The following is a 13,934-nucleotide window of genomic DNA, read 5'->3' as shown; positions in this document are numbered from 1 at the left end:
CGCGTTCAACTGCCGAGTCCCAGCTCGGCCATCTTGCGGTACAGCGTCGAGCGCCCGAGGCCGAGCGCGCGGGCCGCTTCGACCACGTTGCCCTGATGCTGCGCCAGGGCCGCGGCAATCAGCTCGCGTTCGAATGCCGCGCGGGCCTGCTGGAAGTCACCGACCGGCGCTGCATGGGGCGCGCCCGCGGTGGTTTCCAGCGGCTGCAGCCTGCCGAGCGCGCGACGGATGTCGGCCTCGCCGAGTTCGGCGCTGTCGGCATGCAGGGCGGCGCGTTCGAGCACGTTGCGCAGTTCGCGGATGTTGCCCGGCCAGGCGTGGCGGGCGAGCAGGGCGAGGCCATCGGGATGCAGCCCGTGGTCGCCGGGCAGCTCGTCGAGGATCGCCTCGCACAGCGCCGGCAGATCGGCCAGGCGTTCGCGCAGGGGCGGCACGCGGATCGGCAGCACATTGATGCGGTAGTAGAGGTCGGCGCGAAAGCTGCCGCGGGCGACCGCCTGTTCCAGGTCGATGGAGGTCGCGGCGATCAGGCGTACATCGCTCTGCAGCATCTCGTCGGAGCCGACCGGCTCGAACTCCTTCTCCTGCAGCACGCGCAGCAGCTTGCTTTGCAGGGCCAGCGGCATGTCTCCGATCTCGTCGAGAAACAGCGTGCCGCCCTGGGCGATCTGCAGCTTGCCTGGCCGGCCCTTGCGCGTGGCGCCGGTGAAGGCGCCCGGCGCGGTGCCGAAGAACTCGGCCTCCAGCAGGCTTTCGGGAATCGCCGCCGCGTTGATGCTGACGAACGGCTTGTTGGCCCGCGGCGAGGCGGCATGGATGGCATGCGCGAGCAGTTCCTTGCCGGTGCCGGTCTCGCCGAGCAGCAGCACCGGCGATTCCACCGTGGCGCTGCGCCGGGCGTGCCGTTTGACCTCCAGGCTCTGGGCACTGGTGCCGATGAAATGGGCGAAGCTGTACTTGGCCTGGCGCGCGCGCAGCAGCGAGCGGGTCGAGGCCAGTTCTTCCTGCATGCGTTGATAGCGGGTCAGCAGCGGCGACAGCGCGCGCAACTCGTCGAACAGGGCGAAGCCGATGGCGCCGATGATCTGCCCGGCGTCGTCGTGCACCGGCAGGCGCATGACCACCACCGGGCTGTCCGGCGTGTCGAGCATGTCCAGCAGCATGGGCTTGCCGGTGCTGACCACCTCGCGCAGCAGGCTGCCGGGAATCACCGTCTCGCAGGGCTTGCCGATCGCCTGCTCGGGGCTGTCGAGGCCGAAGCGGCGCGCGTAGCGTTCGTTGATCCAGACGATGTTGGCGTCGCGGTCGACGATGATGGTGCCTTCGCTGGAGTGCTCGAAGATCTCGAACAGCGAGCGGATCGCCAGCTGGCGGACGTGCGGGTAGTCCTTGAGGTTGTGGTTCATGCGGCTCCGTGCGCCCGCGCCGGCGACTCCGGCGCGGGCGCCTGGCAGGGTCAGGTGAGGAAATAGAGCCCGCCGGCGATCACCAGGCCGGAGAAGACCAGCGTCAGCAGGCAGTAGCCCATGATGTCACGCGCGCCGAGCCCGGCAATACCCAGCAGCGGCAGCGCCCAGAACGGCTGGATCATGTTGGTCCAGGCATCGCCCCAGGCAATCGCCATGGCGGTGACCTGCGGCGGCACGCCCAGCGCCGCGCCGGCCGGCAGCATGATCGGCCCCTGCACCGCCCACTGGCCGCCGCCGGAGGGCACGAAGACGTTGACCAGCCCGGCGCTGAGAAAGGCCAGCACCGGAAAGGTGTCGGCCGTCGACCAGGCGACGAAGCGGTCGGTGACCAGGCGACCGAGCGACAGCCCGGCGGCATTGGCGCCGACCATCATGCCCATGATCCCGGCGTAGAAGGGGAACTGCACGACGATCCCGGCGATGCCACGGATGCTCTCCTCGATGGCGCGCATATAGCGCTCCGGCGTGCCGTGCAGCAGCAGGCCGGCGAAGAGAAAGATCGAGATGACGATGTTCAGGCTCAGCGCCAGGCCGTTCTCGCTGAAGTAGCGGTAGAAGAACAGCAGTGCCAGCGCGACCACGACCAGGCCGAGGATGCGGCTGTCGTCCAGGCGCTGCACGGCGGTCTCGCGTGGCACCGCGTCGGCTTCCGGCTCCTTCAGCAGCGCCGGGTCGACCTGCTTCGGCTGCCTGGGCTGCATCGCCCAGTTGAGCAGCGGCAGGCCGACCACCAGCACGGCGATGATGATCAGGTTGTAGGAGGCGAACATGGTCTGGCCGACGTCGATGGCTTCGCTCAGCGCACCGCCGGTCATCTTCGCCAGGTCCGCGCCGCCGCTGGCCAGCGACAGCGGGATCGAGCCGGAAAAACCGCCGTGCCAGATGAGAAAGCCCGAATAGGCCGCGGCGACCAGCAGCGGGTAGTCGACGCCGCGTACCTGGCGGGCCAGCGCGCGGGCGAACACCGCGCCGATCACCAGGCCGAAGCCCCAGTTGATCCAGGAACCGGCCAGCGCCACCAGGGTCACCAGAATGATCGCCTGCCCGGGCGACTGCGGCACCCGGGCCATGCGGTCTAGCAGGCGATTGATCGCCGGCGCGCGGGCCAGGGCATGGCCGGTGACCAGGATCAGCGACATCTGCATGGTGAAGGCCAGCAGGTTCCAGAAGCCGTTGCCCCAGTGCTGCGCCATCGCCGTCAGCCCCTGGCCGGTGGCGAGCATCGCGGCGACCAGCACGATCAGCGTCAGCAGGATGGCGAAGACGAAGGGCGAGGGCAGGAAACGCTGCACCAGGTAGACGCTGGCGGCGGTTATTCTGTTGAGCATCGGAAGGTCCTCGTTTGTTGTTCTTGTCCATGGCGGGCGTGCCCGCTTCGGTTATTGAGTGCGGCGCGAGGATCGCCGTTCCCCGGGTTCGTCAAAGGTTCATGGCATGCGCGCACTGGCTTGGCTGATCGTCTCGACCGCTCTGCTCTGGGAGCTGCCGCCCGCGCTGGCGCAGGACCGCCTGGCGCTGCGCATCGGTGGGGAAACGCTGCGGGTGGAGCTGGCTGCCAGCGACCTCGCGCGCGCGCGCGGGCTGATGGCGCGCACCGAGCTGCCGGCCGACGCCGGCATGCTGCTGCGCTTCGAGCGCCCCGGGCGCCATTGCCTGTGGATGAAGAACACGCCGTTGCCGCTGTCGGCGGCGTTCATCGACGACGCCGGGCGGATCGTCGATCTGATCGACCTCGAGCCGCTGAGCACCGAGATCCGTTGCTCGCAAGCGCCGGCGCGTTATGCGCTGGAGGTGAACCAGGGCTGGTTCGCCGAGCACGCCATCGGCCCGGGCGCACGGGTGGAGGGATTGCCTGCGGACTAGCGCCGGCTCGCGCCGGCGCCGCCGCTCAGTAGCGGAACTGCCCGACCAGCGTTTGCAGGCCCACCGCGAGATGCGCGAGCTGGCTGCTGGCCTGCGCGGTCTGGCCGGCCGATTCGGTGACGCGATCGGCCACCTGATTGATGTTCACCACGTTCTGGCTGATTTCGTCAGCCACCGCGCTCTGCTGCTCGGCGGCGCTGGCGATCTGGGTGTTCATGTCGCTGATGCGGGTGACCGCGCCAGTGATGCCGCTCAGCGAGTCACCGGCCTGCTGGGCCTGGCGCACGCTGACCTCCACCTGGGCACGGCCCTGCAGCATCACCGCGGCGGAGTCGCGCGCGCCGGCCTGCAGCTGCTCGATCACCTGCTGGATTTCCACGGTCGACTGCTGGGTGCGCGAGGCGAGCGTGCGAACCTCGTCGGCCACCACGGCGAAGCCGCGGCCCTGTTCGCCAGCCCGCGCCGCCTCGATGGCAGCGTTCAGCGCCAGCAGGTTGGTCTGCTCGGCGACGCCGCGGATCACGTCCAGCACGGCGCTGATGCTCTGGCTGTCGGCCTCCAGGCGCTGGATGGCGGCAGCGGTACGCTCGACCTCGGCCGAGACGTTTTCGATCGAGCTGACCGTCTGCTGCACCACCTGCTGGCCCTGCTGGGCCTGCTCATCGGCGGCCTGGGCCGATTCGGCTGCCAGTGCGGCGTTACGCGCGACGTCCTGCACGGTGGCGGTCATCTCGTTCATTGCCGTGGCCACCAGCTCGATCTCGTGACGCTGTTGTGCGACGTCGCGGTTGAACTCGTCGGTGATCGCCGACATTTCCTCGGCCGCGGCGGCCACTTGCGTCGTCGAGCCGGCCACCTCGCTGACCAGCCGGCGCACCTTCTCGGCGAACAGGTTGAAGGCACCGGCCAGCTCGGCTACCTCGTTGCGCCCGCGCTGTTCCAAGCGCCGAGTGAGGTCGCCTTCACCGGCGGCGATGTCGCGCATCGCATCGACCGCGACCCGGATCGGGCTGACGATGCCGCGCGCCACCAGGGCCGCGACCAGCAGGCCGATGGCCAGCGCGATGCCGGCGACGACCAGTGCGGTGTTGCGCATCGAGGCCAGTGCATCGGCGTAGCGGGTGCGGTCCATCGCCACTTCCAGCACGCCCAGCGGCTTGCCGGAGAAGTCCTCGACCGCCGATACCAGAACCGCTACCGGCTGGCCGTCGGCCTCGGCCTGGAAGATCACGTCATTGCCGGCGAGCGCCTGGCCGCGCTGCTCATCGCTGACCAGGGCGCTGCCAAATGTGGTGGCGAAGGGCTTGAAGCTGCCGTTGGCCTCGCGCAGCACCAGGCCGACATCGACGTGGTAGCGCGCCTTGAGGGCGTCGAAGAACGCCTGGCCAAAGGACAGGCCGAACTCCACCGAGCCAACCGGCCGGCCCTGATGGCTGATCGGCACCAACCCGCGAATGCCCAGGCCGGCGACGCCGGACTCGACACCCCGCACCGGCGTCTGGCGGGCGTTGGTGTCGACGATGGTCTGGCGGATCGCGGAAAGATCGTCACCGAACTGCGCCGGCTTGTGCACGCGCAGGAAGGAGGTGGCCGGTGCCTTGTGGAACTGGAATTGGGTCAGGCCATAGTCGTTCGCCAGCATCGCATAGCCCGGCACGAACAGCACCGAGAGTCGTTCACGGTCATCGTCCGCCATCGCCTGCTGCACCTCGGGAATGCTCGCCACTAGGGCGGCGAGCCGCTCGGCGGTGAGGCTTTCGGCGGCGATGGTGCTGCTGACGTTGTCGAAGATGCCACGCAGCTCGCGGCGCTCGGCGTCGGCCAGCAGGCTTTCGAAGCGGCTGAAGAACAGGGCGGTCAGGGTCGTGACGGTGACGATCAGCAGCAGCACGATACTGATCGCGATGCGCTGTCCGATGCGGATATTGGCGAGCATGCTCTGGAACTCCCGGCAGTAGGAAGGCTGCCGATGGGCAATGGAAGGGTGGGGCGTCGAAGGGGCTGCCTGGGGCGACAGGCATCGCCCGTAATATCGACCGGCAGGGCCGGGACCTTAAATCTTTCCTACAAGCGGCAGCGGCCGCTCAATCCAGCGGCAGCTCCGTGGTCCGCTTCACCTCGCTCATGGCGATGTGCGAGTGCGCTTCCTGCACGTGTGGGCGCTGCAGCAGCTGGTCGCGCAGGAAGCGCTCGTAGCTGTCGATATCGCGCGCCACCACCTTGAGCAGGTAGTCCGACTCGCCGGCCATGGTGTGGCACTCCAGCACCTCGGGGTAGCCGACCACGGCCTGCTCGAATTCGTCGAGGTTGCTGCGCCCGTGAGCGGAGAGCTTGATGTTGACGAACACCGTCATGTTCAGCCCGAGCTTCTTCGGGTTGAGCAGGGCGACCTTGCGCTCGATCAGCCCTTCTTCCTGCATGCGGTGGATGCGTCGCCAGCAGGGCGACTGCGAGAGCTCGACCTTTTCGGCGATCTCGGCGGCCGACAGGTCAGCGTTGTGTTGCAGCAGGCGGAGGATCTTGCGGTCGACGGTGCTCAGCGGGGTCTGCATGTTCATTCCAGTTTTGTTGTTGTCGGCGAATCGTTCATGCAAGCGAACGTGGTTCTAGCGCAAAAGTAGAAAGAAAATCTCCCCTCGTCACGGCCAGACTGTAATCACGTGCCGGCGGGGCGATCCCCTGCCGCGAAAAAGGCGGGTGGCGCCGAACGCGACCACCCTGACTCCGATAACAACAAATTAGGAGCGCCCCATGTCTCTGGCCGAGATCCGTCTGGACGACAAGTACCGGCTTGCTACCGGTCATCTGTACCTCACCGGCACCCAGGCGCTGACCCGCTTGCCGATGCTGCAGCATCAGCGTGATCAGGCCCGTGGTTTGAACACCGGTGGCTTCATCTCCGGCTATCGCGGCTCGCCACTGGGCGGGCTGGACAAGAGCCTCTGGGAAGCCCGCGACTACCTCAAGCAACACGCCATCCACTTCCAGCCGGGCGTCAACGAAGAGCTGGCCGCCACCGCGGTGTGGGGCAGCCAGCAGACCAACCTGTTCCCCGGCGCCAGGTACGATGGCGTGTTCGCCATGTGGTACGGCAAGGGGCCGGGCGTCGACCGTGCCGGCGACGTGTTCAAGCATGCGAATGCGGCGGGTGTGTCGCCCAAGGGCGGCGTGCTGTTGCTGGCGGGTGACGACCACGGCTGCAAATCCTCGACGCTGCCGCACCAGAGCGAGCATGCCTTCATCGCCGCCTCGATTCCGGTGCTGAATCCGGCCAACGTTCAGGAAATCCTCGACTACGGCATCATCGGCTGGGAGCTGTCGCGCTACTCCGGCTGCTGGGTGGCCCTGAAGACCATTGCCGAGAACGTCGACTCCTCCGCTGTGGTGGAAGTCGATCCGCTGCGCGTGCAGACGCGTATCCCGGAAGATTTCGATCTGCCCGAGGACGGCGTGCACATCCGCTGGCCGGACCCGCCGCTGGCTCAGGAAAAGCGCCTCAACCTGTACAAGATCTACGCCGCGCGCGCCTTCGCCCGGGCCAACAACCTGAACCAGGTGACGCTCGATTCGCCGAACCCGCGGCTTGGCATCATCACCACCGGCAAGTCCTATCTCGACGTGCGTCAGGCGCTGGACGACCTGGGCCTGGACGAAGCGCTGTGCGCCTCGGTCGGCCTGCGGGTGCTCAAGGTCGGCATGAGCTGGCCGCTGGAACCGGTCTCGGTGCACGAGTTCGCCCAGGGGCTGGACGAGATTCTGGTGGTCGAGGAGAAGCGCAGCATCATCGAGGACCAGCTCACCGGGCAGCTCTACAACTGGCCCGTCAGCAAGCGTCCGCGGGTGGTCGGCGAGTTCGACGAGCAGGGCAACTCGCTGCTGCCGAATCTCTCCGAGCTGACCCCGGCGATGATCGCCCGGGTGATCGCCAAGCGCCTCGCGCCGATCTACACCAGCGACAGCATCCAGACCCGCCTGGCCTTCCTCGATGCCAAGGAAAAGGCCCTGGCCGCGCGCAGCTACAGCACCGTGCGCACCCCGCACTACTGCTCCGGCTGCCCGCACAACACCTCCACCAAGGTGCCCGAGGGCAGCCGCGCCTCGGCCGGTATCGGCTGTCACTACATGGTGCAGTGGATGGACCGGCGCACCGAGACCTTTACCCAGATGGGCGGCGAGGGCGTCAACTGGATCGGCCAGGCGCCGTTCACCGACACCCCGCACATGTTCCAGAACCTCGGCGACGGCACCTACTTCCACTCCGGCAGCCTCGCGGTGCGTGCGGCAGTGGCAGCCGGCGTCAACATCACCTTCAAGATTCTCTACAACGATGCCGTGGCCATGACCGGCGGCCAGCCCATCGACGGCGAGCTGCGCGTCGACCAGCTCAGCCGGCAGATCTTCCACGAGGGCGTCAAGCGCATTGCTCTGGTCAGCGACGAGCCGGACAAGTACCCGACCCGCGATACCTTCGCGCCGATCACCAGCTTCCACCATCGCCGCGAACTGGATGCGGTGCAGCGTGAGCTGCGCGAGTTCAAAGGCGTCTCGGTGATCATCTACGACCAGACCTGTGCCACCGAGAAGCGTCGTCGGCGCAAGCGCGGCAAGCTGGAAGACCCGGCCAAGCGCGTGTTCATCAATGCTGCGGTGTGCGAGGGCTGCGGCGACTGCGGCGAGAAGTCCAACTGCCTGTCGGTGCTGCCGAAGGAAACCGAGCTGGGCCGCAAGCGCGAGATCGACCAGAACGCCTGCAACAAGGACTACTCCTGCGTCGAGGGCTTCTGTCCGAGCTTCGTCACCGTGCATGGCGGCGGGTTGCGCAAGCCCGAAGCGGTGGCTGGCGGTATCGAGGCGGCGACCTTGCCCGAGCCGCAGCATCCGTCGCTGGAGCGGCCATGGAATGTGCTGATTCCCGGCGTCGGCGGCAGCGGCGTGACCACCCTCGGCGCGCTGCTCGGCATGGCCGCGCACCTGGAAGGCAAGGGCTGCACCGTGCTCGACCAGGCCGGTCTGGCGCAGAAATTCGGCCCGGTGACCACTCACGTGCGCATCGCCGCTAAGCAGAGCGACATCTACGCGGTGCGTATCGCCGCCGGTGAAGCCGACCTGCTGCTGGGCTGCGACCTGATCGTCGCGGCGGGCGATGAATCGCTGACCCGCCTCAACGAGCAGATCAGTAATGCCGTGGTGAACAGCCACGAGTCCGCCACCGCCGAGTTCACTCGCAACCCGGACGCCCAGGTGCCCGGCGCGGCCATGCGCCAGGCGATCAGCGACGCCGTCGGCGCCGACAAGACCCACTTCGTCGATGCCACCCGCCTGGCCACGCGGCTCTTGGGCGACAGCATCGCCACCAACCTGTTCCTGCTCGGCTTCGCCTATCAGCAGGGGCTGCTGCCGATCAGCGCCGAGGCCATCGAGAAGGCCATCGAACTCAATGGCGTTGCCGCCAAGCTGAATCTGCAGGCCTTCCGCTGGGGCCGTCGTGCGGTGCTGGAACGCGAAGCGGTGGAAGGGCTGGCGCGCCCAGTCGAGGTCGCCGAGCCACTCTGCAAAACCCTGGAAGAGATCGTCGACTGGCGCGTGGACTTCCTTACCCGCTACCAGAACGCCGGGCTGGCGCGCCGCTATCGCCAGCTGGTCGAGCGCGTGCGCGATGCCGATACGGCGGACGATCTGGCACTGTCCAAGGCCGTCGCCCGCTACTACTTCAAGCTCCTGGCCTACAAGGACGAGTACGAGGTGGCGCGGCTCTACAGCGAGCCGGAATTCCGCCAGCAGCTCCAGGCGCAGTTCGAGGGCGACTACAAGCTGCAGTTCCACCTCGCCCCGGCCTGGCTGGCCAAGCGTGACGCGGTTACCGGCGAGCCGCGCAAGCGCGAGCTGGGGCCTTGGATGCTCAATGTGTTCGGCGTGCTGGCCAAGTTCCGTTTCCTGCGTGGCACGCCCCTGGACCCGTTCGGCTATGGCCACGACCGCCGCGTCGAACGCCAGTTGATCAGCGAGTACGAGAAGACCGTGGACGAGCTGCTGGCCCAGCTCAAGCCGACCAACTACCGCACCGCCGTGGCCATCGCCGCGCTGCCGGAACAGATCCGCGGCTACGGCCCGGTGAAGGAGCGTTCCATCGCCAAGGCCCGCCAGCAGGAGAAGTTGCTCCGCGAGCAGCTGGCCAAAGGCGACGAGGTGCAGAGCGTACGGCTTTTCCAGCCGGCGGCCTGAGCGCCCCGGCGCTGGGCGCTCGTCGAGTCGGGCAGCGTTGTTCGGTGGGCTAAAGCCCACCCTACAGAACCGCCCGCGGCGACGAAGAGGCACTCGTAGGGTGGGCTTCAGCCCACCGGCAGGGCACGCAGCAGCGGCCCGTCACCCTGTTCGCCCAGGGCTAGATGAACCCGCCGGGCCCATCGCCCGGTGATACCGAACAAGCAGGCCCTGTCCGTGACAGGCCACCAGACAAACAAGAACGAGGTAACCCAATGTCCGTCTTCGCTCATCCTGACTTCGACCGCCATGAGCAGGTGGTCTTCTGCCATGACCAGGCGTCGGGTCTGAAAGCCATCATTGCCATCCACGACACGCGCCTCGGGCCGGCGCTGGGTGGCTGCCGGATGTTCCCCTATGCCAGTGACGACGAGGCCCTGCGCGATGTGCTGCGGCTGTCGCGCGGGATGACGCTGAAATCCTCGCTGGCCGGGCTCAAGCTCGGCGGCGGCAAGGCGGTGATCATCGGCGACCCGCATACCGGCAAGAGCCAGGCGCTGCTGCACGCCATGGGCGACTTCGTCGACAGCCTCGGCGGGCGCTACATCACCGCCGCCGACTCCGGCACCGGCGATGCCGAAATGCAGGCCTTTGCCCAGCGCACCCGCCATGTGGTCGGCGCCACGCCGCGCACCCTGCTCGACGGCAGCGTCGCCAGCGGCGACCCGTCGCCGTCTACCGCCTACGGCGTCTTCGTCGGCCTCAAGGAAGCGGTGCGCCAGCGCCTCGGTCGCGACGAGCTGACCGGGCTGAAGGTGGCGATCCAGGGCGTCGGCCATGTCGGCCTGGGGCTGGCGCGGCACCTGAAAGCGGCCGGCGCCGAACTGTGGGTGGCGGACATCTTCGATGCCAACGTCAAGCAGGCAATGGACGAGCTGGGAGCCAACGTGGTGCGCCCGCAGGACATCTACGGTCTCGACGTAGACGTCTTCGCGCCCTGCGCCATGGGCGGCATCCTCAACGAGCAGACCCTGGAAGTGCTGCGTGCCCCGGTGATCGCCGGTGCGGCCAACAACCAGCTGGCCAGCGCCGAGATCGGTGTCGAACTGCAGCGGCGCAACCAGCTCTACGCGCCGGACTACGCAATCAACGCCGGCGGCATCATCGACGTCTACTACCAGCGCATCGGCGGCAGCGCCGCGCAGATCGACAGCCATGTGCGCGCCATTGGCGACACCCTGCAGCAGATCTTCACCCGTGCCGCCGCCAGCGGCGAGCCGACCTCGGTGATCGCCGACCGCCTGGCGCTCGAGCGTCTCGACAGCGGCAGCCAGCCGGAGGCCCTGCGCTTGCACGCCTGATACCCCCGGGCGGCCGCACGGCCGCCCCCTTCCGTCACTTCGCCCGACCTGACAAGAACAACAAGCAGGAAACCGCAATGACCGAACCGTCCCGCCTCACTGCCGGCAGCTTCGCCGGCGCGTCCGCAACTGCCCGTTCCGCCTCCAGCCGTGGCCTCTGGTCCTCCCGCTGGGTGTTCTTCCTCGCCGCCACCGGCTCCGCTGTGGGCCTGGGCAATATCTGGAAATTCCCCTACGTGACCGGGCAGAACGGCGGCGGCGCCTTCGTGCTGGTCTATCTCGCCTGCATCCTGTTGATCGGCATTCCACTGCTGATGGCCGAGGTGATGATCGGCCGCCGTGGTCGGGCGAACCCTGATGGCGCCGTGGCGCGGTTGGCGCGCGAGGCCGGGGCCAGTTCGCGCTGGCGGGTGGTGGGCTGGCTCGGAGGGCTGACCGGCTTTCTCATCCTGAGTTTCTATCTGGTGGTGGCCGGCTGGGCGCTGGCCTATGTGCCGGCGACGTTCAGCGGCGGCTTCACCGGGGTCAGCGGGGAGGCCAGTGGTGCGCTGTTCGGCGCGCTGCTGGCGGACCCGCTGCGCCTGGTGGTCTGTGCCACGCTGGTGCTGGCGGCGACCATGCTGATCGTCGGCTTCGGCGTGCGCGGCGGGCTGGAGCGATCGCTGCGCTTTCTGATGCCCGGGCTGTTCGTGCTGATGCTGGTGCTGGTGGTCTACGCCGCCATCGAAGGCGAGTTCGCCCAGGCGCTGCAGTTTCTTTTCGTGCCGGACTTTTCTGCGCTGACCGCGCAGAGCGTGCTGGTCGCCCTCGGCCATGCCTTCTTCACCCTGAGCCTGGGCTGCGGCGCGATGATGGTCTACGGCTCCTATCTGCCGGAAGGCACCTCGATCGCCAAGACCTCGATTCTGGTGGCGCTGGCCGATACCGCGGTGGCGCTGCTGGCCGGCCTGGCGATCTTCCCGCTGGTGTTCGGCAACGCGCTGGAGCCGGGGGCCGGGCCGGGGTTGATCTTCGTCACCCTGCCGATCGCCTTTGGCCAGATGCCGCTGGGGCAGGTCGTGGGCGGGCTGTTCTTCGTGATGCTGGTGATTGCCGCGCTGACGTCGGCCATTTCGCTCTCCGAACCGAGCATCGCCTGGCTCACCGAGCGCTTCCGCATCAGCCGGACCAAGGCCGTGCTGGGCAGCGGCCTGGTGCTCTGGCTGCTGAGCCTGGGCAGCGTGTTCTCGTTCAACCACTGGGCGGACTACCAGCTGTTCGGCAAGACCTTCTTCGACAGCCTGGACTACCTCACCACCAATTGGCTGATGCCGCTGGGCGGGCTGGGCACGGTGCTGTTCACCGGCTGGGTGCTGCAGCGTCACGTGGTCAGCGAGGCCATCGGCATTCGCAACGCCGGGCTGTTCCAGGCCTGGTGGAAGCTGCTGCGCTACGGCACGCCGGTGGCCATCGTGCTGGTATTCCTCAACCTGCTCGGGCTGATCTAGCGCGACCTCGGTCGTCCGTGCAGAACGCGCCGGTGGGCTGAAGCCCATCCCGCAAGCATGCTGCGGGCTTCTCAGGAAGCCCTTTTGGTGGGCTCAGGTCCATCCATCGAGGCCGACGCCGGCCTTGGTGGGTGGGCTTCAGCCCACCTTTTTTATACGCGACGCCATTGCGCCAGATGACATGTGCGGCAGCTTGTCGCACCAGGCTGTCAGCTTTTCGTTACGCCTGGCAAGCCGCCGAGCCAGGCTTTTCAGCGAAAAACGCACTGTAAGGAAAACCTGACAGCGGGGATGGCGCCAGCCGCTTTCCGTGCCCGTAAACAGCATTGTTCGCCGCCCTGGCCTGGGGTGTGATGGGGCCAGCCAAGCCGTGCAACGGCAGTCTTCACAACAATAATCAGGAGGCGATATGAACGCCGTGAACAAGATCGAACAGCACAACCCCATCGGCACCGACGGCTTCGAGTTCGTCGAATTCACCGCGCCGAATGCCGAGGGCATCGAGCAGCTGCGCACGCTGTTCACTCAGATGGGCTTTACCGAAACCGCCAAGCACCGCTCCAAGGAGGTCTGGCTGTTCCAGCAGCACGACATCAACATCGTGCTCAACGGCAGCCCCACCGGGCATGTGCGCGAGTTCGGCGAGAAGCACGGCCCGAGCGCCTGCGCCATGGCCTTCCGGGTGAAGAACGCCGCGCAGGCCGCTGCCTACGTCGAATCCCAGGGCGCCAAGCTGGTCGGCAGCCACGCCAACTTCGGCGAGCTGAACATCCCCTGCGTCGAAGGCATCGGCGGCTCGCTGCTGTATCTCGTCGACCGCTACGGCGACAAGAGCATCTACGACGTCGACTTCGAGTACATCGAAGGGCGCACGCCGAACGACAATGCCGTCGGCCTGATGTGTATCGATCACCTGACCCACAACGTGCGTCGCGGGCAGATGGACGTCTGGTCCGGTTTCTACGAGCGCATCGCCAACTTCCGCGAGATTCGCTATTTCGACATCGAAGGCAAGCTGACCGGCCTGTTCTCCCGTGCCATGACCGCGCCCTGCGGCAAGATCCGCATCCCGATCAACGAGTCGGCCGACGACAAGTCGCAGATCGAGGAATTCATCCGCGAGTACCACGGCGAGGGCATCCAGCACATCGCGCTGTCCACCGACGACATCTACGAGACCGTGCGCCGCCTGCGCGCCAACGGCGTGGACTTCATGACCACCCCGGACACCTACTACGAGAAGGTCGATACCCGCGTGCCGGGCCACGGCGAGCCGCTCGACCAGCTACGCGAGCTGAACCTGCTGATCGATGGTGCGCCGGGCGATGACGGCATCCTCCTGCAGATCTTCACCAACACGGTGATCGGCCCGATCTTCTTCGAGATCATCCAGCGCAAGGGCAACCAGGGCTTCGGCGAGGGCAACTTCAAGGCGCTGTTCGAATCCATCGAGGAAGACCAGGTGCGTCGTGGCGTGATCAAGGCGGGCGAGTAAGGCGAGAACCGTAGGGTGGAAGACTGCGAAGCATCTTCCACGCGTCTGTGTCGGGCCG

General features: G+C 67.2%; 9 protein-coding genes. 5 read left to right on the top strand and 4 right to left on the bottom strand.

The features are described 5' to 3' along the window. Positions 1-5: 5 nt before the first annotated feature. Positions 6-1,406, bottom strand: a complete 1,401-nt coding sequence (locus tag AC0KXH_RS16115; protein ID WP_312380559.1) for a sigma-54 interaction domain-containing protein — start codon at positions 1,404-1,406, stop codon at positions 6-8. Positions 1,407-1,456: 50 nt separating this feature from the next. Then, positions 1,457-2,797, bottom strand: coding sequence for a short-chain fatty acid transporter (locus AC0KXH_RS16110; protein WP_043221964.1), 1,341 nt, complete (start codon positions 2,795-2,797; stop codon positions 1,457-1,459). Positions 2,798-2,903: 106 nt separating this feature from the next. On the opposite strand from AC0KXH_RS16110, the gene AC0KXH_RS16105 reads away from it, so the two are divergent. Next, positions 2,904-3,332 carry a DUF192 domain-containing protein gene (locus AC0KXH_RS16105; RefSeq protein WP_080773383.1) on the top strand — a complete coding sequence of 143 codons (429 nt, stop codon included), beginning with the start codon at positions 2,904-2,906 and terminating at the stop codon, positions 3,330-3,332. Positions 3,333-3,357: 25 nt separating this feature from the next. Here the strand turns inward: AC0KXH_RS16105 and AC0KXH_RS16100 are convergent, their stop codons facing one another. Both AC0KXH_RS16100 and AC0KXH_RS16095 read right to left on the bottom strand, forming a co-directional pair. After that, positions 3,358-5,268 carry a methyl-accepting chemotaxis protein gene (locus AC0KXH_RS16100; protein ID WP_488223697.1) on the bottom strand — a complete coding sequence of 637 codons (1,911 nt, stop codon included), beginning with the start codon at positions 5,266-5,268 and terminating at the stop codon, positions 3,358-3,360. Positions 5,269-5,416: 148 nt separating this feature from the next. After that, positions 5,417-5,884, bottom strand: a complete 468-nt coding sequence (locus AC0KXH_RS16095; protein WP_061339970.1) for an Lrp/AsnC family transcriptional regulator — start codon at positions 5,882-5,884, stop codon at positions 5,417-5,419. Positions 5,885-6,083: 199 nt separating this feature from the next. On the opposite strand from AC0KXH_RS16095, the gene AC0KXH_RS16090 reads away from it, so the two are divergent. The 4 genes from AC0KXH_RS16090 (at position 6,084) to hppD (ending at position 13,876) form a co-directional block, all read left to right on the top strand. Continuing rightward, entirely contained in the window at positions 6,084-9,554 is a 3,471-nt protein-coding gene (locus AC0KXH_RS16090; protein ID WP_488223696.1) for an indolepyruvate ferredoxin oxidoreductase family protein, read from the top strand. Between the two features lie 254 nt (positions 9,555-9,808). After that, on the top strand, positions 9,809-10,894 hold the full coding sequence (locus tag AC0KXH_RS16085; RefSeq protein WP_488223695.1) for a Glu/Leu/Phe/Val dehydrogenase dimerization domain-containing protein: 1,086 nt from the start codon (positions 9,809-9,811) through the stop codon (positions 10,892-10,894). Between the two features lie 77 nt (positions 10,895-10,971). Continuing rightward, positions 10,972-12,381 (top strand): sodium-dependent transporter, encoded by a 1,410-nt coding sequence (locus tag AC0KXH_RS16080; protein WP_488223694.1) that lies wholly within the window; start codon positions 10,972-10,974, stop codon positions 12,379-12,381. Positions 12,382-12,790: 409 nt separating this feature from the next. Next, complete coding sequence (gene hppD / locus AC0KXH_RS16075; RefSeq protein ID WP_488223693.1) at positions 12,791-13,876, top strand: 4-hydroxyphenylpyruvate dioxygenase; 1,086 nt, start codon at positions 12,791-12,793, stop codon at positions 13,874-13,876. Positions 13,877-13,934 lie beyond the last annotated feature (58 nt).

This window comes from Stutzerimonas sp. CXK-1, from assembly GCF_057738225.1.
This window is presented reverse-complemented; position numbering and strand designations above follow the sequence as displayed.